Annotated in this window: 25 protein-coding genes, 7 tRNA genes and 2 pseudogenes; 25 read left to right on the forward strand and 9 right to left on the reverse strand. The window is 39.8% G+C overall.

Annotation, left to right across the window (positions count from 1 at the left end; genetic code table 11):
• Window position 1 precedes the first annotated feature (1 nt).
• Window positions 2-115, reverse strand: a complete 114-nt coding sequence (gene cmpA / locus BAMF_RS41140) for a cortex morphogenetic protein CmpA (RefSeq protein WP_003156164.1) — start codon at window positions 113-115, stop codon at window positions 2-4.
• Window positions 116-214: 99 nt separating this feature from the next.
• Here cmpA and BAMF_RS22690 point away from each other — a divergent pair, with 99 nt between their 5' ends.
• From BAMF_RS22690 to BAMF_RS22730, 9 genes are all read left to right on the forward strand, one after another.
• Window positions 215-664, forward strand: a complete 450-nt coding sequence (locus BAMF_RS22690) for a SprT family protein (RefSeq protein WP_013351104.1) — start codon at window positions 215-217, stop codon at window positions 662-664.
• 135 nt (window positions 665-799) lie between these two features.
• Window positions 800-874: transfer RNA gene (locus BAMF_RS22695), tRNA-Asn, on the forward strand.
• Window positions 875-878: 4 nt separating this feature from the next.
• A tRNA-Ser gene (locus tag BAMF_RS22700) sits at window positions 879-969 on the forward strand.
• A gap of 19 nt (window positions 970-988) precedes the next feature.
• A tRNA-Glu gene (locus tag BAMF_RS22705) sits at window positions 989-1,063 on the forward strand.
• Between the two features lie 11 nt (window positions 1,064-1,074).
• Window positions 1,075-1,149, forward strand: a tRNA-Gln gene (locus BAMF_RS22710).
• Between the two features lie 33 nt (window positions 1,150-1,182).
• Window positions 1,183-1,258, forward strand: a tRNA-Lys gene (locus BAMF_RS22715).
• Between the two features lie 8 nt (window positions 1,259-1,266).
• Window positions 1,267-1,348 (forward strand) — tRNA-Leu (locus BAMF_RS22720).
• Between the two features lie 69 nt (window positions 1,349-1,417).
• A tRNA-Leu gene (locus BAMF_RS22725) sits at window positions 1,418-1,501 on the forward strand.
• A gap of 439 nt (window positions 1,502-1,940) precedes the next feature.
• Window positions 1,941-2,378, forward strand: a complete 438-nt coding sequence (locus BAMF_RS22730; protein WP_013351105.1) for a hypothetical protein — start codon at window positions 1,941-1,943, stop codon at window positions 2,376-2,378.
• Window positions 2,379-2,498: 120 nt separating this feature from the next.
• Here the strand turns inward: BAMF_RS22730 and BAMF_RS22735 are convergent, their stop codons facing one another.
• Window positions 2,499-3,002, reverse strand: a complete 504-nt coding sequence (locus BAMF_RS22735; protein ID WP_013351106.1) for an RrF2 family transcriptional regulator — start codon at window positions 3,000-3,002, stop codon at window positions 2,499-2,501.
• A 198-nt stretch (window positions 3,003-3,200) separates the two neighbouring features.
• Here BAMF_RS22735 and BAMF_RS22740 point away from each other — a divergent pair, with 198 nt between their 5' ends.
• The 4 genes and pseudogenes from BAMF_RS22740 (at window position 3,201) to BAMF_RS22750 (ending at window position 6,389) form a co-directional block, all read left to right on the forward strand.
• Window positions 3,201-3,851 (forward strand): FMN-dependent NADH-azoreductase, encoded by a 651-nt coding sequence (locus BAMF_RS22740; protein WP_013351107.1) that lies wholly within the window; start codon window positions 3,201-3,203, stop codon window positions 3,849-3,851.
• A 483-nt stretch (window positions 3,852-4,334) separates the two neighbouring features.
• The gene (cspC, locus tag BAMF_RS22745) at window positions 4,335-4,535 is read left to right on the forward strand and encodes a cold shock protein CspC (protein WP_013351108.1); all 201 of its coding nucleotides are present in this window, start codon (window positions 4,335-4,337) and stop codon (window positions 4,533-4,535) included.
• A 949-nt stretch (window positions 4,536-5,484) separates the two neighbouring features.
• A pseudogene (locus BAMF_RS42160) lies at window positions 5,485-5,586 on the forward strand (lipoprotein); the annotation flags it as partial.
• A gap of 122 nt (window positions 5,587-5,708) precedes the next feature.
• Complete coding sequence (locus BAMF_RS22750; protein WP_013351110.1) at window positions 5,709-6,389, forward strand: aspartate/glutamate racemase family protein; 681 nt, start codon at window positions 5,709-5,711, stop codon at window positions 6,387-6,389.
• Window positions 6,390-6,561: 172 nt separating this feature from the next.
• Here the strand turns inward: BAMF_RS22750 and BAMF_RS22755 are convergent, their stop codons facing one another.
• Window positions 6,562-7,131 (reverse strand): DUF2812 domain-containing protein, encoded by a 570-nt coding sequence (locus BAMF_RS22755; RefSeq protein ID WP_013351111.1) that lies wholly within the window; start codon window positions 7,129-7,131, stop codon window positions 6,562-6,564.
• The gene (locus BAMF_RS22760; RefSeq protein WP_013351112.1) at window positions 7,118-7,435 is read right to left on the reverse strand and encodes a PadR family transcriptional regulator; all 318 of its coding nucleotides are present in this window, start codon (window positions 7,433-7,435) and stop codon (window positions 7,118-7,120) included. The genes BAMF_RS22755 and BAMF_RS22760 overlap by 14 nt, the downstream gene beginning before the upstream one ends.
• Window positions 7,436-7,740: 305 nt before the next feature.
• Between BAMF_RS22760 and BAMF_RS22765 the strand changes: the two genes are divergently transcribed.
• Window positions 7,741-9,129: an aminotransferase-like domain-containing protein gene (locus BAMF_RS22765; RefSeq protein WP_013351113.1), complete on the forward strand. Its 1,389-nt coding sequence runs from the start codon at window positions 7,741-7,743 to the stop codon at window positions 9,127-9,129.
• 97 nt (window positions 9,130-9,226) lie between these two features.
• Window positions 9,227-10,522, forward strand: coding sequence for an MFS transporter (locus BAMF_RS22770; RefSeq protein ID WP_013351114.1), 1,296 nt, complete (start codon window positions 9,227-9,229; stop codon window positions 10,520-10,522).
• Window positions 10,523-10,713: 191 nt separating this feature from the next.
• Here BAMF_RS22770 and BAMF_RS22775 read toward each other — a convergent pair.
• Window positions 10,714-11,675 (reverse strand): annotated as a pseudogene (locus BAMF_RS22775) (patatin-like phospholipase family protein).
• Between the two features lie 178 nt (window positions 11,676-11,853).
• Here BAMF_RS22775 and BAMF_RS22780 point away from each other — a divergent pair.
• Window positions 11,854-12,153 carry a hypothetical protein gene (locus tag BAMF_RS22780; protein WP_013351117.1) on the forward strand — a complete coding sequence of 100 codons (300 nt, stop codon included), beginning with the start codon at window positions 11,854-11,856 and terminating at the stop codon, window positions 12,151-12,153.
• 410 nt (window positions 12,154-12,563) lie between these two features.
• Entirely contained in the window at window positions 12,564-13,910 is a 1,347-nt protein-coding gene (locus BAMF_RS22785) for an FAD-binding oxidoreductase (protein ID WP_013351118.1), read from the forward strand.
• 124 nt (window positions 13,911-14,034) lie between these two features.
• Here the strand turns inward: BAMF_RS22785 and BAMF_RS22790 are convergent, their stop codons facing one another.
• Window positions 14,035-14,460, reverse strand: a complete 426-nt coding sequence (locus BAMF_RS22790; RefSeq protein WP_013351119.1) for a VOC family protein — start codon at window positions 14,458-14,460, stop codon at window positions 14,035-14,037.
• Window positions 14,461-14,730: 270 nt separating this feature from the next.
• Between BAMF_RS22790 and BAMF_RS22795 the strand changes: the two genes are divergently transcribed.
• Window positions 14,731-15,666 carry a cation diffusion facilitator family transporter gene (locus BAMF_RS22795; RefSeq protein WP_013351120.1) on the forward strand — a complete coding sequence of 312 codons (936 nt, stop codon included), beginning with the start codon at window positions 14,731-14,733 and terminating at the stop codon, window positions 15,664-15,666.
• A gap of 276 nt (window positions 15,667-15,942) precedes the next feature.
• Here the strand turns inward: BAMF_RS22795 and BAMF_RS22800 are convergent, their stop codons facing one another.
• Window positions 15,943-17,223: a DedA family protein gene (locus BAMF_RS22800; RefSeq protein WP_013351121.1), complete on the reverse strand. Its 1,281-nt coding sequence runs from the start codon at window positions 17,221-17,223 to the stop codon at window positions 15,943-15,945.
• A 463-nt stretch (window positions 17,224-17,686) separates the two neighbouring features.
• On the opposite strand from BAMF_RS22800, the gene BAMF_RS22805 reads away from it, so the two are divergent.
• Both BAMF_RS22805 and satA read left to right on the forward strand, forming a co-directional pair.
• Window positions 17,687-18,220, forward strand: coding sequence for a cupin domain-containing protein (locus BAMF_RS22805; protein WP_013351122.1), 534 nt, complete (start codon window positions 17,687-17,689; stop codon window positions 18,218-18,220).
• Window positions 18,221-18,551: 331 nt separating this feature from the next.
• Window positions 18,552-19,073 (forward strand): streptothricin N-acetyltransferase SatA, encoded by a 522-nt coding sequence (satA, locus tag BAMF_RS22810; RefSeq protein WP_013351123.1) that lies wholly within the window; start codon window positions 18,552-18,554, stop codon window positions 19,071-19,073.
• A gap of 131 nt (window positions 19,074-19,204) precedes the next feature.
• Here the strand turns inward: satA and BAMF_RS22815 are convergent, their stop codons facing one another.
• Entirely contained in the window at window positions 19,205-20,095 is an 891-nt protein-coding gene (locus BAMF_RS22815) for an AraC family transcriptional regulator (protein ID WP_013351124.1), read from the reverse strand.
• Window positions 20,096-20,467: 372 nt separating this feature from the next.
• Here BAMF_RS22815 and BAMF_RS22820 point away from each other — a divergent pair, with 372 nt between their 5' ends.
• The 4 genes from BAMF_RS22820 (at window position 20,468) to BAMF_RS22835 (ending at window position 23,617) form a co-directional block, all read left to right on the forward strand.
• Window positions 20,468-20,671, forward strand: a complete 204-nt coding sequence (locus BAMF_RS22820; RefSeq protein WP_014469812.1) for a hypothetical protein — start codon at window positions 20,468-20,470, stop codon at window positions 20,669-20,671.
• Between the two features lie 149 nt (window positions 20,672-20,820).
• The gene (locus BAMF_RS22825) at window positions 20,821-21,867 is read left to right on the forward strand and encodes a Cfr family 23S rRNA (adenine(2503)-C(8))-methyltransferase (protein WP_013351126.1); all 1,047 of its coding nucleotides are present in this window, start codon (window positions 20,821-20,823) and stop codon (window positions 21,865-21,867) included.
• 264 nt (window positions 21,868-22,131) lie between these two features.
• Complete coding sequence (locus BAMF_RS41740) at window positions 22,132-22,539, forward strand: hypothetical protein (protein ID WP_013351127.1); 408 nt, start codon at window positions 22,132-22,134, stop codon at window positions 22,537-22,539.
• A gap of 115 nt (window positions 22,540-22,654) precedes the next feature.
• The gene (locus BAMF_RS22835; protein ID WP_013351128.1) at window positions 22,655-23,617 is read left to right on the forward strand and encodes an arsenic resistance protein; all 963 of its coding nucleotides are present in this window, start codon (window positions 22,655-22,657) and stop codon (window positions 23,615-23,617) included.
• 77 nt (window positions 23,618-23,694) lie between these two features.
• Here BAMF_RS22835 and BAMF_RS22840 read toward each other — a convergent pair whose 3' ends face one another.
• Window positions 23,695-24,744, reverse strand: coding sequence for an NAD(P)-dependent alcohol dehydrogenase (locus BAMF_RS22840; RefSeq protein ID WP_013351129.1), 1,050 nt, complete (start codon window positions 24,742-24,744; stop codon window positions 23,695-23,697).
• A 166-nt stretch (window positions 24,745-24,910) separates the two neighbouring features.
• On the opposite strand from BAMF_RS22840, the gene BAMF_RS22845 reads away from it, so the two are divergent.
• Window positions 24,911-25,315 carry a MerR family transcriptional regulator gene (locus BAMF_RS22845; protein ID WP_013351130.1) on the forward strand — a complete coding sequence of 135 codons (405 nt, stop codon included), beginning with the start codon at window positions 24,911-24,913 and terminating at the stop codon, window positions 25,313-25,315.
• Window positions 25,316-25,469 lie beyond the last annotated feature (154 nt).

Below are 25,469 nucleotides of genomic sequence, written 5' to 3' on the forward strand. Positions count from 1 at the left end.
CTTACGAGCAGTGTTTTTTTCTGTAGAAGTACCAGCACTGGTTCAGCAGTTTGATTTGGTAATTGTCCTTTTCTAAAAACGCTTTTTGCATTTGTTTCATCAGCCAATTCGGCATGGCTCATTCCTCCTCAGCTTTTAGTTAGAGGGCGGTTTTAACACATTGTATGCGAACGGTGAATTGTCCCGTTCAATGTTTTTAAAGCGGGGTGCACTTATGGATAACGAACAACTTCAAAAGCTGACGGAAGACATCTCTGCACAAGATTTCGGAAAGCCGTTCCGCCACCGGGCCTTTTTCAATGACCGGCTGAAAACGACAGGAGGCCGGTACATGCTGTCTTCCCATAACATCGAATTAAACCGCAAATATCTGCTCGAACACGGCCAGAGTGAGCTCGAAGGCATCATTAAACACGAGCTGTGCCATTATCACCTTCATCTTGAAGGAAAAGGGTACAAGCACAGAGACAAAGACTTCAGAGAGCTGCTTCAGAAAGTCGGCGCGCCGAGATTCTGCACGCCGCTGCAAACAAAAAAGACAGAAAAGAAAACATATATGTATAGATGCACGGCTTGCGGCCAACAGTATATAAAGAAACGGGCAATGAATCCGGAAAGATATGCCTGCGGAAAGTGCAGAGGAAAAATCAAAAGAATTTTTTAAAAAGGCTTGACTCATTTCGGTGATCTATGTTAAATTATAAAAGTCGTTGAGAGACAGCGATACTTTCTCAAAAAAATAAATGTTGCTTCTTGACACAATATGTCGCATCATTTATAATGAAGAAAGTCTGATCATTCCACAGTAGCTCAGTGGTAGAGCTATCGGCTGTTAACCGATCGGTCGCAGGTTCGAATCCTGCCTGTGGAGCCATTATGGAGAAGTACTCAAGTGGCTGAAGAGGCGCCCCTGCTAAGGGTGTAGGTCGCGTAAGCGGCGCGAGGGTTCAAATCCCTCCTTCTCCGCCAGATAAGTTCTCAACCAGACGGCCCGTTGGTCAAGCGGTTAAGACACCGCCCTTTCACGGCGGTAACACGGGTTCGAATCCCGTACGGGTCACCATTTACCTTCGTTGGGCTATAGCCAAGCGGTAAGGCAACGGACTTTGACTCCGTCATGCGTTGGTTCGAATCCAGCTAGCCCAGCCATTTTATTTTAAAATTTTTAATCACTTTTAGAGCGAGCCATTAGCTCAGTTGGTAGAGCATCTGACTTTTAATCAGAGGGTCGAAGGTTCGAGTCCTTCATGGCTCACCACTTGTCACGCGGGTGTGGCGGAATTGGCAGACGCGCTAGACTTAGGATCTAGTGTCTTACGACGTGGGGGTTCGAGTCCCTTCACCCGCACTTTATTTTCAAAGTGCTGATCATGATTCACTAGCTTACATGCTTAGTGGAAAGACAGCTTCATAGCACGCGGTCGTGGCGGAATGGCAGACGCGCTAGGTTGAGGGCCTAGTGGGTGAATAAACCGTGGAGGTTCAAGTCCTCTCGGCCGCATCTCAATGATGCCAAGGGTTTTAAACATTTGGTATTTTTTTGTGTTTATGATTGTGACCAAATGTGTCCATTAACTTGAAGTGAAGCGTTTCTGTACTGTAAGTCTGTAATCTAATGGGTACTTCCCGGTATCTCCATTCATCCTTCTGCTGAATGCATGAGGTGATTCATAACGTAATAAAGAAGTATAAGACCTCTTTAAGTGAAAGAGGAAGGGACCTGTTGATGCCAAAAGAGATAAAACCTTAATTCGTGTATATGATGGTGGGAAATATATTCAGTTTGCTTTTTATAATGATGCTTCACTCAATTATTCCTCGAAAAAAGTTTCTAAATATAGTTGGACTGATATATTATGATAGCCTACATATGTGATAACAATAGCAGCCTTAGTAGGTGTAACAGAACGTAAAAGTTAGTATTTGAGTAGGGGGAAATTATGCTATCACTTAATAGAGCTTTAAAACTACGTGATTTAGAAATTTTTCGTGTGCTGAAAGATAGTAACATTTTATCTTACGTAATAATTGAAGATACTCGAAAGCCATTTACAGAAGAAGACAAAAAATTAGAACCACTATGTTATATGGACGAAGAAGATATTAATGCGATTTTAAATGTTTTTAAGATTTCAATTGTTAATGATGAAAAATTATATGAAGCTGATTCAACTTTTATAAGATCCTACTTTTCCGAATTTGTTAATAATACAAATTTAACGAATGTTATTATCAAAGAATATGTTCAAGAGGATTTATATGATTACGATGATGAAGATGATATCATTTTCTTTAATAGAATTTTACGTAGTATAGGATCAGATTATGTTATTAAAGAATTTGACGATATAAATTGGATTTATTTATCTCAAGATTGATTTCTTATATAGGTACAGCATTAATTTTACAAATTCAATCATCGAAAAACGAAAAAACAAAATATGACTTGTGAATTAAAGGCTGTCTTAAAGGCACAAAAAAAGCTCAAACTAATTAATTTAGTCAGAGCTTTTTTTTATGAAGTATTCCCGAGTATCTGTCCTTGTTTTTTTAGGCAATACTACGTCCAGTTCCTTGTTTAACCATGCGAGCGTTTTATTACGAAGATACTTACGCATCTGTTCTTCTGCTTCAAGCATTACCAAGTTAATTGTACAAGAAGAATTGCTGGATTCACAGGAGTTGCATTTGTCTCGATAAAGCAGGCCATTGCTTACAATATTTTTACATTGAAAAATGGGTTTTGGTCCTTCAACAGCCTCTATTACATCCCAAAATGAAATATCTTCCGGGGATTTTGCTAACCTATATCCTCCCTTTACACCTGGGACAGAATTTACAATACCAGCTTTAGATAATTTACCGAAAACTTTTGAAAGAAATGATTCTGAAAGTCCTTGGAACTCTGCAAGGTCCCGAATCCCGACACTTTTCTTGGAGGGAACATCTATTAAATAAACCAGGCAATGTAAAGCATATTCAACCCCAGCACTATACTGCATAGAAACTCACCTGCTTTTGTTTTTGTGGGTAACCACATTGTATCTTAGGAGTATTTTTGGTGATAGTCAATCATAAAACCCTTCTTTAGATATATTATTTGTTTCATTTGACAAAATAAAATGCAGGGTTTATATTAAAGACTAATTTAATCGACGATTGAATTAGTCTTTAATAGAAGATGAAAGGGGGAATTTCAAATGAGCAAAACACTTATCATTAACGCACATCCGAAAGTAGATGATGCATCATCATACAGTTTGCAGGTAATGAACCGCTTTTTGGAAACTTACAAAGAATTAATTCCAAAGAGTGAAGAGCTTGAGCAGATTAACTTGTATAGTGATGAAGTGCCTATGATTGATAAAACAGTTTTAAGCGCATGGGAAAAGGCAGGAAAAGGCGATGAACTGACTAGCGATGAACAAAAAGTAACGGAGCGTATGACAGAAGTATTGAAACAATTTAAAAGTGCAAAAACGTATGTCATCGTTTTGCCATTGCATAATTTCAATATTCCATCAAAATTAAAAGACTACATGGACAATATCATGATCGCACGTGAAACATTTAAATATACTGACACTGGGTCAGTGGGTCTGCTTAATGATGGACGAAGAATGCTTGTCATACAAGCTAGCGAATCAATTTATACAAATGATGATTGGTATGAAGAAGTTGAATACTCTAATAAATATTTGAAATCAATGTTCAATTTCCTCGGTATTGAGGATTATCAAATTATACGAGTGCAAGGAACAGCTTTACTAAGTCTGGAGGATGTTTTACAAAAAGCAAAGAAAGAAGTTGAAGAAGCTGCTTCAAGATTAGCAGGGAAAAGGAAAGCCTGAAGATCATTGTTGGTTAGAACAGCTGAAGCTAAAGTACAATCAATTATATGATGGTGGGAAGTCTCTTCAACTTGCGTTTTGCGCCTAATTATACTGGTATCTATTCTTGTCTTGGCGGATTAGATTGGTAAGGATATTTGAGCAGACATAAAAGTCTGCTCTTTTTTGTGCTTAAAAATCTGTCAAGAAACAAAAATTCGTAGACAGAGCAGATTCGTCTATTATACGGTAGCTAAAAGAGATTTCTCACTGCTTGTTATCCCTTTTGATTTAACGCTATTGGAACCTCTAAAAAAACCATACCAAAACACCCCACCAATGAAACGTAATATTAATTTGCAGTTATTTCCGTTTCGTGCTATGATAAAGGGGAATTATTTTTGTTCGTGTAAAGGATAGTATGAATATCGACTTTTCGTCTTGATGATACTTTGGGCAAGGATAGTAATACAATGTGTGGTATCACACTAGGAGGCAACAAAAATGGAACAAGGTACAGTTAAATGGTTTAATGCAGAAAAAGGTTTTGGATTTATCGAACGTGAAAATGGAGACGATGTATTCGTACACTTTTCTGCAATCCAAAGTGACGGATTCAAATCTTTAGACGAAGGTCAAAAAGTAACGTTTGACGTTGAGCAAGGTGCTCGTGGAGCTCAAGCTGCTAACGTTCAAAAAGCTTAATCTTCAATCGTTTATACAAACAGGCTCTTTATATAGGGCCTGTTTTTTTATATTCTCTGTATAATACTTAATAAAAAACCCTACTCAACGTTCGAGTAGGGGGAGATGGTACAAGGTAATAGAAAAAGGTTTAAAACTTCAAAGGTTTGTTTACAGTATAACATACTGGATTGACAATATGCGGAATGTATATAAATTATTTGTTTTTCTGTTCTCAATATAACTGCATGTTATTCTTTCTTCTTTCACTAAAATTGCTCGTTAATTTAAGCACAAGGATTAGGCTGACGAAAACTTTCGTCAGCCTTTTTATATTAAGGAAGAAATTAAAATTCTCAAAGTTAGAGCGTGTTTTGTTTTGACTCACCATTTTTTTCACCATAATTCATACAAACATATAGAAATGACGTGAAGTGGGTGAATAACCCATCACTTTTTGTTTCTTTATAAAAGGGGAGGGAATACTCCAAGATAATAAAGAGAAAACAAAAAAGAGCCCGCAGGCCCTCAGAAAACATGAGTAAAATAATTCACTTAATAAAATCTGCGTCCTCTTCCAACGAATCCAAACCGTCTTCTTCTTTCGAATGCAAGAGGTGAAAATCCCCTTCTAAAACCGCCACGAAAAAATCGGTTTCTTGCATATAATCCAAATAAAGGCATGGGCTTTCCTCCTTTCAGGTCATAAGTTATGAGACGCGGATCTGCTCCGCAGGCGTTCAACAAGCTACAATAATTAGCAGAACAAATATGAAATGACTAAGGCTTTGCGAAAATTAAATAGATCTTGTTTACAATCTATTCATCATAACCTCTTCAGAGTCACCTCCTGTTTGGAGTAATTAATCATAGAATATTTTATGTGTAGATAAACAAAATAGATTGGGCGAACTTTAGTTATTATAAAATTCCACGTTATAGCAATCTGGCTGAATGTGGCACCACACATATGAAGAACCTTTTTATTTTCCCTGGTGTATCCGCCATCCTTCTGCTGACTGCGTGTGGCGGAAGTAAGTATGACAATTCGATTGATGAAGTGATAAAGCAGTAGAAGAAAGCCAGAAAAGAAATGGGGGCAGATTCAGATGAGGATAAGAAGGATAATGCTGAATTTGGGTAGAATAACTCTTGGTGACAGATTGGTACACATTTTTAAGGAGGAGGACAACTATGATTGGAATACTGGCAGGAATGGGACCAAAATCTACCGGGCCATTTGTAGATAAAGTAGTAGACGAGTGCCAAAAAATATATGGAGCAATAAATGACATTGATTTTCCTCATATGATGATTTATTCTTGTCCGACTCCTTTTTACGTGAATAAACCTCTCAATCATACGGACATGGAAAAGGCAATTATTGAGGGTGCTGTAAAGCTTGAAAAAACGGGTGTTGATTTTATCGCCATCCCATGTAATACCGCTCATATCTATTTTAATCAATTAAAAAAATCGATTTCAGTCCCTTTATTAAACATGGTTGATGAAACCATAAAAAAAATACCAAAGGACTCAAAAAAAATAGCCCTTTTAGCCACCTCTCCAACGGTTCAATCTGGAATATTTCAAGAAGCCTTAATCAGAGAAAATTATGATTTTTTACATCAAGATAGTTGGCAAACCTGTGTCGATCAAATAATAGAAAAGATTAAACAAGGTCAAATCAATGAGTCTATTACATTATTTGATGAATTACACCGTGAATTAGCAGAAAAGGTTGATACGGCTATCATTGCATGTACAGATTTAAATGTTGTCACAGATAAAAAAAGCAGCGATATTCCCTTTGTGGATTCATCAGCTTGTCTCGCTCAAGCCATTGTCAATAAGTATGTATCATTAACAGAATAACTCTTTGAATAGTTGAGTGGACTTTGTGTCTGCTCTTTTTTATGGGGAATTCATCTAAACAGTAATTCGTCTGATTTATCAGCAAATTCAGGGCGCTTTTTTTCCGTTAAAGCGCCCGACTTCGGCAGAAACATTATCCCCAAATTACTTCTTTGAATTTAACTTCCTCGCATTATTTTTCTTTTAACATTGAATACTTTCGATAAGCTTTATAGTAACTGATGCCAAAGATAACAGCCATTAGGGCGGGAAGCGATCTCAAAAGGGCAAATGGAGTTTCAAATAAAAATGCTTTCCAAAACATTGCGCCTTCCATACTCCACAGACCTTCAGCTAAATATAAACCAGAATCCTTGTAAATCATATAAGAATAAAACAAGCACAGTAAACCAAAACAAGATGAATAACCCATTAATCTTTTATAATAATTACTCTTTGATTGGCGATCCGAGAAGATTTCATTTTGATCATCATCTTCTTTTTGCCAATATCGCGTTCCGCTAAGCCATGGGCTGTTTATATAACTCCAGCCGAAGTCTTCATAGATCCCTTTGTAATCTTTGAACTTTTTCTTTGATAAATAATCTTGATAATCCAGCCGCATCACATATGTCTTGTCGGTTTTTTCGAAGGTGTATATTCCTGATCCGCTAATATTTGTACAGCGATAGCCTTTTTGTAATTGCTCGTTCAGCCATTGCTCCTCTTTTTCAATATCAAAAAACATCTTAAATTTCTTCATTCGATTCACTTCCTTCGTACAGGGATAGAATATGCAATAACCTATTTTGTTCCATTTTCAAAATGTCGCTTCCTTCTGCAGTTATCATATAGACTTTTCTCCGGCCTGACTCTCCAACAGATTCAATCCAGCCGTGCTTATTCAAGTTTTCAATCGCACCGTATAATGTGCCGGCCGCTAACATAACAGTTCCGTTACTCATCTTTTCTATCTTCTGCATGGCGGCATAACCATGAAGCGGCTCACGCAGAGCTAATAAAATATAATGCATGGTTTCAGACAGCGGTAATAATTTATGTTTCATATCGTCACCCTCTATTCAGTTCGACTATATAGTTCGACTTTATAATAAAAGTAATACAGTTCAACTGAATAGTCAATGGTTTTTTCAAAATTTGTAAAAATAAATTGATAATAAGAGGACATCAATCTAAAAAGCCGCCTTCCTGCGTAAGGGAAAGCGGCTGCACGATATTATATGTCAGCCAAATCCTCAGGGGTAATTGGCTGCTGCGATATTTCAAAGTATGTGTTTGGCATATTGGATAAAAAGAAAATTGTTTTCTAAACGGTGCGATCATATAATTGAATGAAAAAAGGAAGCATATCATGCCGATCAATTCTTTTGAAAACTATCCGATGAGCTGGAAGCCGACGATTGATAAAACGGAAAAGCCCATTTATAAAGCGATTGCGGGGAAATTGGAACAGGATATATTACAAGGAGTTTTATTACCCGGAACCAAGCTGCCTCCTCAGAGAGAATTAGCTGATTATTTGGATTTAAATGTAAGCACTATTTCAAAGGCTTTTAAAGTTTGCGAGTTAAAAGGTCTGTTGAGTGCATCTGTCGGGAGCGGTACTTTTGTTGCTTACGATGCATTATCGAATGCGTATCTGCTCGAAGATACAAAGCCGAAGCATTTAATTGAAATGGGAGCGACACTTCCGGATCAGGTATCTTATGAGCCGCTGCTGCTCCAGCTGAAAAGTATGCTGCAAGAGGAAGATTACGAAAAGTGGTTCGGCTATGGCCGGACAGGTGAAAGTCTTTGGCAGAAAGATGCGGCTGTCAAGCTGATTCGAAGAGGCGGATTTGAAACGTCCGTTGATCACATTTTATTTGCAAACGGCGGGCAAAATGCGATTGCCGCCACATTGGCAAGTCTCTGTAAACCGGGAGATCGCATCGGAGTTGATCATCATACATATCCCGGCTTGAAAACGGCCGCGTCAATGCTGATTGTGCAGATTGTGCCGATAAAATCAGAGAACAATGAAATGAGCCCTTCCTCATTTGAATATGCGTGTAAAAATGAAAATATTAAAGGCATCTACCTAATCCCGGATTATCATAATCCGACAGCGTCTTTTATGTCTGTTGAGAATCGAAACACGATTGCGGGCATTGCAAAAAAATATAATCAGTTCATTATTGAAGATGCATCGTACCATCTTCTGGGGAAAAATCCGCTTCCGGCTATCGCATCATTTGCACCGGAGCAGACCATTCACATTGCCGGTCTGTCAAAATCATTAGCACCAGGGTTGAGGCTGGCGTATGTCGCAGTCCCGAGCCAATATAAGGAGCCGATTTCAAAGGCGCTTTACAATTTAAATATAACTGTTTCTCCGCTATTAGCAGAACTTACTGCACGCACGATCGTATCGAATCAATTCGAAGTCTTAATTGAAAGTCATCGTGAACAGACCATTCGCAGAAACAAAATCGTAAATCAATATTTACATGGCTATACGTGTGCAGGTGCTGAAACGGGAATCTTTCGCTGGTTAATGTTACCCGGAAACATGACAGGTGCGGAATTTGAAAATTTAGCCGCACAACATGGAGTGCAAGTGTATGCGGCTGAACGCTTTGTCGTTGGGAATAGTTGTCCGGAAAGGGCTGTCAGAGTGTCTGTCTGTGCACCGAAAACGCTTGGGGAGCTTGAGCAGGGCTTAATGATTCTTAAACGCTTGCTGGATGAGCATATGTAATATTGTCCGCCATACAATTCTTATATTGTATGGTTTTTTTTGTGCGTGTTATGATAATCCAAATCTGTTGGAGGTTATAAGAAAGGCAGGTCGGGTTATGCTTCAAAAAGACAGTATAAACGTGTCAGATGGTCAATCTGCATCATTGCGGCAATTCATAGATTCTCCTGAAAAACAAAAAGCGTTATATAAGCGTACTTTAGCTGTCGTCAGTCTTTCACAAATTTTCGGTGGTGCAGGGCTGGCGGCAGGAGTTACTGTCGGTGCGCTTATTGCACAGGAAATGCTTGGTACAGATGCGTTTGCCGGTGTACCTTCTGCTTTATTTACTTTAGGATCAGCAGGGGCCGCATTATTTGTGGGGAGGCTTTCTCAGCGTTATGGCCGTCGAACAGGTCTTTCAGCCGGATTTATGATTGGCGGACTGGGGGCGATAGGAGTCATCCTTGCGGCAATGATAAATAGTGTTTTTTTGCTGTTTGCTTCTTTGATTATTTATGGTGCGGGAACAGCGACAAATCTGCAAGCCCGTTATGCAGGTACGGATTTGGCAAATCACAAACAGCGGGCGACTGCTGTCAGTATGACTATGGTTTTTACCACATTTGGTGCAGTTGCAGGCCCGAATTTAGTGAATGTAATGGGGCAATTCGCGCTCTCTATCGGTGTTCCGTCACTTGCGGGTCCATTCATTTTAGCGGCAGCAGCATATATTTTAGCAGGTGCCACTCTTTTCATCATGCTCCGTCCGGATCCGTTAGTCATAGCAAGAACAATAGAAATTTCCGGCCAAAAACCTGATGATAGAGGCCAAGTGACCGCGGACGAACACACAAAGAAAAAAAGAGGGATCATTGCGGGCGCAGCGGTTATGATTCTTACTCAAATTGTAATGACTGCTATTATGACAATGACGCCGGTTCATATGAGACATCACGGTCATGGCTTAGGAGCAGTAGGTCTTGTCATTGGCTTTCATATAGGCGCCATGTATCTCCCTTCACTGGTGACAGGTGTGCTTGCGGATAAATTAGGCCGTACTGTAATGGCTGTATCTTCTGGAATGACGTTGCTTTTGGCAGGACTCGTATCGGCATTTGCCCCGGGAGATTCTATGATTCTTATGGTCATTGCTCTATCTTTGCTCGGGTTAGGATGGAATTTTGGTTTAATAAGCGGAACTGCACTTATTGTTGATTCAACTGAAGCTTCCGCACGGGCTAAAACTCAAGGTGCAGTGGATGTTTTGATTGCGTTGTCCGGAGCTGCCGGCGGAGCATTGTCCGGAATGGTCGTAGCAGGCGCAAGTTATCTAACATTATCACTTGGCGGAGGAATATTATCGTTGTTATTAATTCCGGTGGTGATATGGTCACTTGGAAATAAAGAATAAACAAAGTACTTTATGTTTGCCCAACATGAACATAAAACGGTGTAAATGGATCAATGAATAACTTCATATACTTGAAATAACAAGCTATTAAGGGCCTAGTGGGGAATAACCCGTGTGAGGCGAGGTTCAAGTCCTCTCGGCCAAATCGAAAAATACCAAGGGTTTTTCCGCCCTTGGTATTTTTTCCGTTCTTATTTGCTGTTCCAGTTTTTCTCTATAAATTTATTCACAGGCTGTAAGTTGGTTTTGTTCGCAATTTCAATGACAGCGGGAACCACGGAAGGGTCCGTTTTGGAGAAGTTAGGAATCCGCGGGTCTAACCGGAAAAAGCGATCTCCCAGAAGATTAGCACTGACCATGGATTCATAGTAACCGTTTCCGCCACCGACAATCTGCAGAAATGGCAGTAAAGGTTCATTAGGCGACCTGTCCAAAAGGACTCCCCAATTTGGAGGAAGATTCTTCAGATTTTCGGGACGTATGTTATCTGCACTTACCATTCCCCACCCCCTCGTATCTCGTCTTAACCGAGTCTGGGCTTCACCTGTTCCAATGGATAATACTGCAATTTGATCCAAAGGCACTTTGGCTTTTCCTACTGCAAACGCGATACTGGCTGTACTGGGGTTCGTTGCTACTACATATCCGTCGACGTAGTTTTGATAGGCGCGTTGCGTCGCGGGAGCACCGCTGCTCCGCAGTATGACATCACTCACTTTCTCATCTAAATAGGGAGAGCCGGGAAAGTTGTGAAATAATACAGGAGTCCAACGATCCAGTTTTTGAGAGTATAATTTGAATGAAGGGACAACAATTCGTCTTCTTAAGTCTTTGAGACGAAGATCTTCCGGGAAAAGTTTCGTACCGCTTTAATAAAACCGGAATATGGTAATTGTTGATTAAAAACAGGTCCGCCCGGCCGGGAAATGCTGAATGCTGGCAGGATATTTTCCTTAAAATAGCGGAATGTCTCCTGCGGTGATCTTCCGCTGGCTAATGCAAGAGCAGTGAATGAACCGATTGAATTTCCCGAAAACACATGGGTTCGGCTTATTAATGTTGGATTTTGTTTAACCAGTCTGTTCAATAATTGTAAACTTAAAGCACCTAAGGTACCGCCCCCATCAAAGGTCATAATCCGATATTTTGCCAAAGTTGATTTCTCCTTTCAATTTAAAACTATCATTCAGTATATGTTTCTCCGGTGTCTATTGTATGGATGAATGAAAACTTCTCTAAAATGTGTTGATTAATCAAAATAATAGTCCAAGCTGTAATTTTTCATTTACATAATATGTAATGATTTTAATATATAAGAAGGAGTGAAGGTCATGTATTATAACCAAGATGAAGATCAAATGTTCATTCCGAAGAAAAAGCCATACAACGAAGCCTGCGACAGTGGTCATGATATGGATCAGGTGGAAGAAGCATTAAGAGCAGAAGCAGCAAGAGAAGCAGAGGCAAGAGCAAGAGCAGAAGAAGCAATAGCGAGGGCAGAAGAAGCAAGAGCAAGAGCGGCGGAAGCAAAGGCGGAAGCAATAAGATTAGCAGCAAAAGCGAAATGTAAAAAGCGTCATAAGAAAGAGAAAGAGCATGATTGCAAACGTAAGCACAAAAAGAAAAAATAAAATTTTAATAATGTAAAAGACTTGAATCATTTTTTCTCGAAAGAAAATTTTCACCGCGAAAATTCCTGCAAGGCTGTTGGAGGATCAAACACGAAGCTTGCTCAGCAGAACTAAACGGGCAGGCATAAAAAACATCCGGCTCCATACCGTTTGGGGAACTGTCTGTCGGACAGCCTGCAAAAGTCAATATGTTATCCCAGAACGTTATAAAAAATGAGAAGGGACAAGAGAGTGGCAGCTTGCCGCCCTTGTCTTTTTTTGTGTGTTTTTATAGGGGGATAAGTCGATGCTCAAGTTAAGCTTTCGCATATATTTATCTATTTTTAAGTTAGTAGACCATCTGTCTAAGAATTTGTCCAAATCCTACATATACTGGTACCGGAATCAAATGCTTATTGGGAGTGAAATAGATGGGATCAGCACAGTTAACAGGACGTGTAATCTTCAAAGGGGACCCCGGCTATACACAGGCGGTTAAGAATTGGAACCCTTATGTTGATGTCTATCCGCTTGTCTTTGTTTTTGCACAAAATTCATACGATGTCAGTAATGCTATTAAATGGGCTCGTGAGAATAATGTGCCTTTGCGTGTCAGAAGCGGACGCCATGCTCTGGATAAGAACCTTTCAGTAGTAAGTGACGGAATTGTTATTGATGTGAGTGACATGAATAAAGTTTTATTGGATGAAAAAAACGCGATTGCAACCGTTCAAACCGGCATTCACGTTGGTCCGCTTGTAAAAGGATTAGCTCGGGATGGTTTTATGGCTCCGTTTGGAGACAGTCCGACCGTCGGAATCGGAGGAATTACGATGGGCGGCGGATTTGGCGTGCTCTCACGATCGATTGGCCTTATCAGTGATAACCTTCTCGCACTGAAAATGGTAGATGCAAAAGGCAGGATTATTCGAGCAAATCAATCTCACAATGAGGACTTACTATGGGCTTCCAGAGGAGGCGGGGGAGGTAATTTCGGATATAACACCCAATATACTTTCAAAGTTCATCGTGCTCCTAAAACTGCAACCGTCTTTAATATTGTCTGGCCATGGGAACAATTAGAAACGGTATTTAAAGCTTGGCAAAGATGGGCGCCGTTTGCAGATGAACGATTAGGATGCTACCTTGAGATTTTCAGCAAAGTAAATGGCTTGTGCCATGCAGAAGGAATTTTCCTCGGTTCAAAACCTGAGCTGATTAAAGCATTAAGACCGTTATTAAATACCGGAACTCCGACACAAACCGTAATCAAAACATTATACTATCCAGATTGTATAGATTTCTTAGACCCTGATGAACCAATCCCCGGCAGATCCGATCAGAGTGTTAAATTTTCCTCGGCTTGGGCGCTTAATCTTTGGCCGCAAGAACCTATTTCAATCATGAGACAATTTTTAGAAAGAGCCACTGGGACAGAAACTAATTTCTTTTTCATAAATTGGGGCGGTGCGATAAGCAGAGTTCCTAGCAGCGAAACAGCCTTCTTTTGGCGCCGGCCATTGTTTTATACGGAATGGAATGCCAGTTGGGAACATAAATCACAAGAAGCCTCGAATCTTGCGTCAGTTGAAAGAGTGCGTCAGCTGATGAAGCCATATGTAACAGGTTCATATGTGAATGTTCCGGACCAAAATATTGAAAATTTCGGAAAGGCATATTATGGCTCAAACTTTGCAAAGCTTCAAAAAATAAAGGCGAAATACGATCCCGAAAATGTATTTCGTTTTCCGCAAAGCATCCCGCCGTCTTATCACTAGTGTATTCGTTTTGTTAAGCATTCTAAATATCATCAAGTTGGAACACACCAGAAAATTCAGGTGTGTTTTTATTTTTGCTTTTATTTCTTAAATGAAAAACACTGCTCCATCAGAAAATAGCATATCAGTTTTCTAATGTATCCCAGTGCGGATTCCAAACGATTTCCCATAGGTGTCCATCTGGGTCTTGGAAGTGACCGGAGTATCCGCCCCAAAAAGTATCATGAGCGGGATCAGTTATAGTTGCTCCTGCCTGTTTTGCCTGTTCCATTACTTTATCGACTTCAGCTTTACTATTAACATTATGCCCTAGTGTACATTCGACAGGGCTTGGTGCAGTTAAAGCAACGTTTGCCTCATGTGCGATGGATTTGCGATCCCAAATGGCAAGTTTCAGTCCTGGCTGCAAGTCAAAAAAGGCAACTGCACCATGCTCAAACTCTTTACCGACTATTCCTTCTGTAGGCAGACCCATACCATCTCGATAGAAGTGCAGCGCTTTTTCTAAATGATCTACGCCTAACGTGATTACTGTAATCCGTGGTTTCATAAAAATGCAGCCTCCCAAGCTCATGATAAGAAAATTATATCAATCATTGATTAAGAGAGATATAAAAGTTATTTAATTATTCAGTTTGTTTTTGAAGATGTAAAGGGGGTATCTTTCATTAAAAAATTATAGTAAAGAACATTTATATTCTTATATGAACACGTGATCATATATAATTGTTTGTGTGTGACATGTTAGAATGCTTCATAACAGAAAAGAAATAATAAAAGCATATGCATCAAGAAATTTTAGGTTAAGGAGGAGATTTTTATGGGTCACAATCATACTGATGGGTCCAACAAAAAGGTTTTATTGATCTCTTTTATCATGATTACAGGTTATATGATTATAGAAGCGATAGGCGGATTTTTAACGAATAGTCTGGCGCTTTTGTCAGATGCGGGTCATATGCTGAGTGATTCAATCTCATTAATGATTGCTCTGATTGCTTTTAAATTGGCTGAAAAAAAGGCGAGTCACAATAAGACATTCGGCTATAAACGATTTGAGATTCTTGCAGCTGTGATAAACGGTGCTGCATTAATTCTTATTTCCCTTTATATCATTTATGAAGCAATCAAACGTTTCTCTCATCCGCCGGAGGTAGCAACAACGGGCATGCTTATCATTAGTATCATCGGGTTAGCTGTGAATATATTGGTTGCATGGATTATGCTGAATGGCGGAGATACAAAGAATAACCTGAACATAAAAGGAGCTTATTTACACGTAGTAAGTGATATGCTCGGATCTGTAGGTGCCATTCTTGCTGCGATACTTATCATCTTCTTTGGGTGGGGCTGGGCAGATCCATTGGCCAGTGTCATTGTGGCTGTTCTTGTCCTAAGGAGCGGTTATAACGTGACTAAAGATGCCATTCACGTATTAATGGAAGGAACTCCAGAAAATATTGATGTTACTGACATCATTCATACAATTGAAGAGACAGAGGGCATTCAAAACATTCATGATTTACACATATGGTCTATCACAAGCGGATTGAATGCTCTTTCTTGCCACGCTGTTGTTGATGATCAGCTGACTATTTCAGAAAGTGAACGTATTTTACGCAAAATTGAACATGTGCTTGAGCACAAAGGCATTACGCATGTAACGGTTCAAATGGAAACAGCCGCGCATAATCACGACAATACAATCCTTTGTCAGGCCAAAAGTGAGCAGACGGACGGCCACCATCATCATTAAATTTTTATCTGATTTGAATGCAGAGATGGATGGGAACGTTAAATGGTATTTCTCATCGATTGATGCAGGATGACGGCACCCAGCCAGCGCTGTTTTAGAAAAAGACTAACTCTTGGAGCTGAATGAAAGCTTTCCGGGATGTATACGCTTGGTAAGTAAATTTACAGAGAATTGTTTAGCTCACGCACATAGAAAAGCTCCTTGTTAAAGGAGCTTTTCTACTCTTTACATATGGTTCATATAAAATGTTTGCTTTCACTCCCCGCCCAGCCTTTCTCATTTAATCCTTTCAAGCACAAGTCGAAACAGCTCAAATAACAGGAAGTTAAAAAACATCCAAACCCCGCCGTATACATATCCGCCCACTATGTCGCTTGGAAGAACGCTTGTCCATTTAATATTTACAATCGCGAGACCTATTAATAACAATAATCCAAATAAAGGAGCCGCAATGGTCACATAATGTGTGTTTGAATGACGAACAAGCAAAAATATGCAAGTTCCATAAATGATAATCATCATAGCTGCATTCAGATCCGGAAAATCGGCAGAATGAAATTTCCCCTTAAAACCAATCGTTCGAAGGATAGAGAAGGCCTCCATAATAAATTCACGAAAAGGGGCTCCTCCGAGTATGGAAACCGATAATAATAGATACTCCAGCAGCCTATTCTGATTCTTCAACCAAATGACTAATAGGGTTAAAACGATGAGGCCGGCGATGCCAGCGGGTTGTTGAAAAATGAATAATTCTTTCATCCAGTCCATATAAAAGGCAGTATAAACGACATATTCCGCAATTTGATTAAACTGGGCAACGTCATTTGCAAGATAATCCTGAGCTAAGCCAAACATCAGGATCACAAATCCAATTAAAACTGACGTGAGGCAAGTAAGGAATATTTCAGTGGCTCTTATCGTTCTGAATCGATTTGTTAATCTCGTCAGCCATTGGATAAAAAAGTTTTTAATCTGGATTTTATAAAATCTAAAAAGAAGATATCCCGCTAACAAAACAGCCAGAACAAGAAGAAAAATGATTAAATATTTGCTTGCTGCCTGATGTAAGGTTTCCCATTTAGGCCCCAATAATTTCCCTAAAGTAATAAAACAGCTTCCCCACAAAATGGCCCCAATGTAAGCAGGGATAATAAATGTCTGGAATGACATTCTGGAACTTCCTGATACATAACCGGCAAAATGCCTGACCCCGGGAATGAAATAAGCGAACACAAGTAATTTACTTCCTGACCGCTCAAACCAAGCCGCTGTTTTGTTATACCTTTCGGGCCCTAAATGAACATACTTTCCATACCGCTCGATTAATCTATATCCTCCGGTTCTGCCAACCCAATATGTGATTGTTATCCCCGTGCCCGCGGAAATAAAGGCAGTTAGAAGTGCTAAAGCATAATCCATTTTTCCTTGATAAACAAAATACCCTGCATAGCTCATGATCATCTCGGCTGAAATTGGAATAGCTAAGAGCTCTAAAATAATACCGGAAAATAAAATCAGATAACTATGTTGTTCAAATAAAGTTATTAAATGTGACATAAAAGCCTCCGGATTTTTATCTAACACCGTTACCTTGATCTGCAAAGTATCATTATTTTTTTAGTAAGTTTAGCATTTTCAGAAACTTGTAAGTTTTTAATAGGAACTAGTTTATTGTATAGAGTAAGGATGCCCGATTCCGAAAAAAATATAACATCAGTCCAAGCAATTGCGATGCTTACTCATATGTAAAAGCGATTTTTAAAGCTTTAACTTTTAATGCAAAGCTGACGGGTTTATCAATTGCTTCGAATTTTTGTCACCTCTTCTCATTACGTATCAAAATATAGTAAGTTTGTGGAGCAGAGAACAGTATCATTGAGGGACAATGGATGAGTGACCTGCGGAAGTTCAAGTTTTCTCAGTCGTAATCATGATAAGGGGAAAATTCCTTAGCGTGGCACATTCTCACTGTAAAAGCATAGGATAACATCATAAAAATTTAAAATTGCGGGGATGAAAAATGTATTATATACCTTTTTCACATCAATGTTATTATTGTGTGAATGTACCGATGTATAGCGATGGAAGATCTGTTTATTGGACTGTTCCAAATAACTATGATCCTTCATACGAAGATAGAAACCTTCTCTTGAAAGATTATGGACCAAAACCATTTGTCGTGAATATCAATAAAGCCGCAAAACAAAATCATACGTTCCGTACTGCCTTATGGACCGGAAAACATTTTCAAATTACTTTGATGAGTATCGGCATTGGAGAAGATATCGGTTTGGAAATCCACCCCCACGTAGATCAATTCTTACGGATTGAGCAAGGCCGGGGAATCGTTAAAATGGGCAGGAGTAAGGAAAATTTAACTTTCCAAAGAAATGTCTATGATGACTTTGCCATTGTTGTACCTGCAGGCACTTGGCACAATGTTATTAATACGGGTAATACGCCGTTAAAACTATATTCAATTTATGCGCCTCCCAACCATCCATTTGGCACGGTTCATGCGACTAAGGCAGATGCAGAGGCTGCGGAAGGTTAGCATAAAGTATACTGCAGAGGTTTGACAAAATGGGATTCCGCCTTTCTGGCTGCCTAAGAGTATGGTAAATAAGGCCGATTTAATATGAATCGGCTTATTTTTTGTTGGATTTATTTTCTTTGAACAGCCTTGGATCGCTGCGGGCAATGTATCGGTTTTATCGGCCTTAAATTCTCCGGTATACCCCGGCACGAGTCCAATATGGCCTTCTTGATTAGGCTTTTCAGCAAAGAATAGCTTTTTCATTCATTTGGCAAACGTTATTGATTTATTTGCGGAATAACATATAATGGAACCGTCAAAATATAATCTCGTTAGAAGGGAGATTCATATGATTATTAAAATGACTCAATGTCATATGAAAGACTTCAATAAACCAAATGAACCTCTGGTTGTTTTCGGGAGAATTATACCCGCACTTGAAAACAATGTGTGGTCATATACTGAGGAACGGTTTTCTAAACCTTATGTTAAGAAATATGAAGATGAGGATATCGATGTCAGTTATGCTGAAGAAGAGGGGAAAGCTGTTTTTTTGTATTATGCTGACAACAACTGCATCGGCCGGATTAAGATTCGTGCCCATTGGAATGGGTATGCGCTGATAGAGGATATTGCTGTTGCAAAAGACTATAGAAAAAATGGTGTTGGAACAGCATTATTAAATAGAGCGATGGAGTGGGCAAAGGAGAATGATTGTTGCGGTCTTATGCTTGAAACACAGGATATTAATGTGTCAGCTTGTCATTTTTATGCCAAACACGGCTTTGTAATAGGCGCAGTTGATACTATGCTTTATTCCAACTTTTCAACGGCAAATGAGATCGCGATTTTTTGGTACTGTAAATTTTAATTGCTGCTGAATTTTAAACGGGCACTATTGTGTGCGTATTGAGGAAAGACGAAAAATGCAGACAGGGCTGCAAAATGGTGCATAAAAAGGAAGGGGGCATAATCCTTCCTTAAAAGAATCTTCAATACCTTTTACTTCTTTGTATAACATTCCTTTTTTGAAATCGGCACCCAAATTTCGCTTTTGAAAGATGGCGATGTTATATCCTTATGCTCGTTCCACAGTATTTCCGGGCCTTCTACTTGTTCATAATTTGACGATGGAAACCATTCGGAATAAATCCGTCCCCACACTTCTTGCAGCGCATCCGGGAATGATCCGATTGCTTCGAATACAGCCCACGTTAAGGCAGGAACTTTAAGCTGCGATAGGTGATTTGGGCAATGTTTCGTCGTTGCTGCGCCAATATAGTGATCAAGCTCCCCTTTCTCCTCTGTACGGCCTTCAGAAAAGTTTGTGGATGCACTAATGAGTCCCAAAGGTGTTGTATTAGAAAGCTCTTTAAGTTCATTTATTGTTTCTTCATCTAAACTTTCCCACATGGATGCAATATCCGGATTCACCCCTTTGAAAATAATAGGAACTCTTTTCTTAATGCCAACGATGCGAAATGCCTCTTTTTCTTCGATACGATAGTTCATTTCATTTCCTCCTTTGATTGATAACTGGAAGGTCATTCGTGGATAAGCTTTAAGTGAATGGCCATTATGTTTAGCTTCAGATGGTCTTATGCCATGCAAATGTTGAAATGCTCGAGCGAAAGAATCTGGTGAGTGATAACCGTACTTTATTGCAATGTCAATAACCTTTGCGCTGCGGTCTTTAAGTTCAAAAGCTGCAAGAGTAAGACGTCTGCGGCGAATGTATTCCGATAATGAAATACCCGTAAGGAAAGAAAACATCCTTTTAAAATGATATTCAGAGCAGAAAGCAAGCTTTGCTGCTTCTTTAAAATCAATATCGTTCGTAAGGTTTTCTTCAATATACGTTAGCGCACTGTTCATACTTTTAATCGAATCCATTTTATTGACCTCCTTTAACAAAAGAATAACAGGAGCGGCGTGTATCTGCCCGACATTCCGTGCACGGTTTTGCAGGGTTAATAAAAAACGTTACCATGCTATAAGGGCATTTCATACGGTATCTTATCTGAAACTGTATCTTTTTAAATGTCAGTCGATGTAATACCCTGCAAGCCATGCAGAATCTAAATGCTGCAATCCCTGCCCCTTAGCTTATTAGATAATAAACCGGTCAATCTGGAGCAATTAAACGAACTGATCGATGAAGTGACATAAATATAAAACATTACTATAAGAAGATTGGTATTCAAGCAGGCAGTTATAGTCAAGCATTGTTATGTTTTAAACTTTACATAGGGGAACCCTTATGATATGGTGATTATTACTAATATTGACAATAAAGAGGTGAAAGCAATGATAACCGTTTTTAGAATTTTGTATGGTTCAGATGCAAAAATTGGAAATATCTTGGCCGACAAAGGGAGCAGTCTGTCCTTTTTTAAGCCAAATAACCATAAAAAAACAGTTATCGGCGCTTTTTCTCTTTGGCAAATAAACGTTAATTCAATGACATGATGTCCTTGTTTATTTGTGCATGATTTTATTTAAGCGCAGCACCGATAATTGTGTCGGTGTTTTTTTGTGCCTAATTTTAAAAAAGGTTAGATGATGACTCCCTTCTATTTACTCAAACAAACGAGAGTTTTATGGAAGGATGAGAAAACATGCGACAAAAAAACAAGTATATAAGAATTCAAGAGTTCTTGAAACAGAATGAATTTCCTGATTTTAGAATGAAACAAATCACAAATGCTATATTCCATGGGAGAATAAATCATTTCAATGAAATAACGGTTCTTCCTAAATCGTTGAGAAAAATGTTAGTTAAGGAGTTTGGAGAGTCGGTTTTAAATATTGCTGCTTTAAAAGAACAGCATTCTGAGCAAGTTACAAAAGTCTTATTTGAAATTTCAGGAGACGAAAAAATAGAAACGGTAAATATGAAATATAAAGCTGGCTGGGAGTCATTTTGTATATCCTCGCAGTGCGGTTGTCATTTTGGCTGTACATTTTGTGCAACAGGAGATATTGGTTTAAAACACAACTTAACGTCAGACGAAATTACTGACCAAATTTTGTACTTTCACTTAAAAGGGCATTCAATTGATAGTATCTCTTTTATGGGAATGGGAGAAGCATTAGCCAATAGACAAGTTTTTGATGCTTTACATGTACTTACAAATCCGGAGTTGTTTGCTTTAAGTCCTCGCAGGTTATCTATTTCGACCATAGGGATTATTCCGGGCATTAAAAAAATGACTCAAAACTATCCGCAGGTCAATCTGACGTTTTCATTACATTCTCCTTTTAACGAACAGAGAAGCAAGTTAATGCCAATTAATGAACGCTACCCGTTAATGGAAGTAATGGACACATTAGATGAGCATATACGTGTGACCTCAAGAAAAGTTTATATTGCTTATATTATGCTGCCGGGAGTTAATGATTCTATTGACCATGCGAATGAAGTAGTAAAGCTTTTAAGAGGCAGATATAAGAGAGGGAACTTGTTCCATGTAAACATCATTAGATACAACCCAACTGTTAGCTCACCTATGAGATTTAAAGAAGTAAATGAAAATCAAGTTGTAAACTTCTATAAAACATTAAAGTCAGCAGGAATTAACGTTACCATCAGAAGTCAATTTGGCATTGATATAGATGCCGCTTGCGGGCAATTATATGGTAACTATCAAAAAAATAATAGCTAATAAAGATGAGAGTCATGTTTCTAACGTGGGAAGCATCGATACGGGGATTGTGATAAGAGGAATGGAGTGACAGAAGAGAACGCGGGAAAGTGACGGATACGATATAGCGGAGGGGTTTTATCGTTAGTATTAGTTCCGGCGGTGATATAGCTTTAGGGCAGGAAATGACACATTGACTTCATATTATTTCATTTGATAACATAAAATGGTTATTTTAGTGAAGAATCAGGATATCCATTTTGATAAAAAAAAGGAGTCATAACGTTGTTGAAAAGGTTTTTTCTTGTTTTTCTTACGCTGATGATGTCTATATTTGCTGTACTCGCGGCTGCTGAAGAGTCTCCCGGCGAACATGTCATTTCATTTGACGAGCCTATAATTTTATTGGTATCACTCGGAATCATTTTATGTTTATTCCTCCCTCCGTTAGTCATGTCCTTTTTTGGCAGCTTGATTGTGAGAATCATATCCGGAGTCTATCAATGTTTTATCGTTCTCACTTTCGCAGGGCTCATCCCAATTGGATTTCTTATTCCCAATGGCTATTTGACACTTCTTGTTGCCGTTGCGGGAACTTTGGTCAGTTCAGCCAGTGTTGCGGTCACCTTATTCGCTGGCAGGACAAAGAACACAAGGAAAGTTAGAAATGATACTGAAACTAAGCTTTCGTAGGCGGTCCCAAAAACACCAAGTGTTACAGACACTTGGTGTTTTTTTATTCCGGCGGCGCCAACCCGATTCTTATAAACAAAAGAAGGTATAATGGGCAGGGGAGGGTTGCCAGCCAATGAAAATAACCAGAGAAAAATTAGAAAATCAGCAAATTTGGATATATGGTGTGTCTCTTGTGATCGGAGGAATAGCGGGGATCGCCGGGAAAGATTCAGGACTCACCTGGGGCTGGACGATATCACCGCTTATTGCTGTTCTCATGTATGCCATGTTTGCCCAAATTCCTTTCTTAAAACTGAGGGAAGCCATTTCAAACCTCAAGTTTATGGCGGCATTACTGATCGGTAATTTCTTAGCTGTACCTGTCGTTGTGTGGGTTTTGACCGCCATTTTTCCTCAATCTCCGCCTATATTATTAGGAGTTTGTTTGGTATTGCTTACACCTTGTATCGATTACGTCATCGTCTTTACTCAGCTCGGCAAAGGAAATGAGAAATTAATACTGGCTTCTACACCGGTTTTGTTTGTCGTTCAGATGGTCTTGCTGCCGTTATACCTGTGGCTGTTTATCGGAAAAGAGGTCGTAGGAGCTGTTCATGCGGGGCCGTTTCTGGAAGCATTCTTATTTTTAATAGCTGCGCCGCTGCTGGCGGCAGTCATGACTCAATTATGGGCTGATAAAAAGCCGGCGGGAGAAAAGGTGTTAGAATGGACAGCGTGGATGCCTGTTCCTTTTATGGCTCTAGTCTTACTGGCGGTCGTCGCCACACAAATCGGCAAAGTTTACAGTGATTTTGACATCATTGTACGTGTGATTCCCATCTATCTGTTATTCTTGCTCATTATGCCGTTTGTTTCTCGGTTTATCGCATATGCATTTCGTTTGGATACAGGTGAAGGAAGAGCACTGATCTTCAGCACGGGCACAAGAAATTCTCTCGCAGTTCTTCCGTTGGCGCTGGCCTTGCCGGATGCCTGGGCCTCACTGGCCGCTGCTGTTATCGTCACACAGACGATTGTTGAGCTGATAGGCGAATTGGTTTATATAAAAGCGGTGCCCGACTGGCTGCTGAAATAAGCCGTGTTCCTTGTCGGGCGGATTCCGTCTGAACTGAAAAAAACATACCAATAGATATTGGTATGTTTTTATGCGGATTATAAAGTCGAAATATCAATAACGAAACGGTAGCGGACATCGCTTTGGAGAACCCGTTCGTACGCTTCGTCGACTTGATTGGCCGGAATCACTTCAATTTTAGGAGCAATGCCGTGCTCAGCGGCGAAATCAAGCATCTCCTGAGTCTGCGGAATACCGCCGACAAGTGAACCCGCAATGCTGCGGCGGCCCGTGATTAAGGAGAATACACTGTATGAGTCCGGATTAGCAGGCGCTCCTACATTTACTAATGTACCGTCAATGCGAAGCAGGGATAAGTAGGCATCTACGTCAAGGTTCGCGGACACCGTATTTAAAATGAGATCAAAACGTCCGGCCAGCTCAGTGAATGTATCCGGATTGCCTGTCGCAAAGTAATGATCGGCTCCAAATTCAAGAGCTTCGTCCTTTTTATTCATTGAGCGGCTGAGGACGGTGACCTCTGCGCCTAAAGCGTGCGCGAATTGAACGGCTAAGTGTCCGAGGCCGCCCATTCCGACAATCGCCACTTTTTTGCCGGGACCGGCATTCCAGTGTTTCAGCGGGGAATATGTGGTAATACCGGCGCACAGCAGCGGGCTGGCAGCATCCAATTCCAGCTGATCCGGAATCCGGACAACGAATCTTTCAGTGACAACTATTTTCTGGCTGTAGCCGCCGTACGTAGGATTTCCTTCGTAGTCCAGGTTATTATAAGTCTGAACAACACCTTTTGTGCAATATTGTTCGTCACCGTTGAGGCAGTATTCACACTCTCCGCAGGAGTCTACAAAACAGCCGACACCCACGCGGTCGCCGACGGCAAATTTGGTGACTTTTTCGCCCACGGCTTCTACAACACCGGCAATTTCATGCCCGGGAACCATCGGAAAAATTCCGCCGCCCCATTCATCGAATGCACTGTGGATGTCTGAATGACAAATGCCGCTGTACTTAATGTCAATCAGGATATCGTGCGGCCGTAATGCTCTTCTCTCAATCGTCGTCCGTTCAAATGCAGCTTTTGCATGCGGAGCGCTTAACACACGAGTTGGATGATTATTGCACATGGTTATCTTCCTTTCCGAAATAAAGTGGTGAATCCTCTTTTCAATTTTACTTTAAATGTTAAAGCGGACTTTAAGTCAAGGCATTTGGTTTATTTTTTTATGAAATGATATTCTATAATGGCACGCTTATGAAAGGTATGATAGATGAAGGATGGGTGGTAAGAACATGAAGATTGCACAAGCTGCAAAGCAGGTTGAGTTATCAACCGCGACGCTTAGGTATTATGAAAGCATAGGACTGATCCCTCCGGTAAAGCGCAATGGAAGCGGCATCCGCGATTATGATGAAAATGATGTGAATTGGATTCAATTTATAAAATGCATGAGAAGTGCCGGCCTGTCGATTGAGGCGCTGATTGAATATACCGCTTTATTTACTGAAGGAGCCGATCATACGATTGAACCCCGAAAAAACATTCTTATAAATGAAAGAAAAAGGCTGAAGGAGAAACAGAGAGAAATTGGTGAAACCATAAATAGGTTAAACAAGAAGATTGAAGACTACGAAGACATACTTGAAAATGAAGCGAAACTAAAGGGCAGCTTGAAAGCTGAATGTATTTCTGAGTGAAGAAGATGACCTGAGCGCCGGCCGCAAGAAATGTACCAAGGGAACAAGCCTTGGTTTTTTTATTTTCTGCTGACTTTATCCGCATCTTTTTGGGAAAATATAAAAAACCCACAATAGAGAGAAATGAATCTAATTTAATCTTTATTTATCCTTT

The sequence above is a fragment of the Bacillus amyloliquefaciens DSM 7 = ATCC 23350 genome, assembly GCF_000196735.1.
GTDB lineage: Bacteria > Bacillota > Bacilli > Bacillales > Bacillaceae > Bacillus > Bacillus amyloliquefaciens.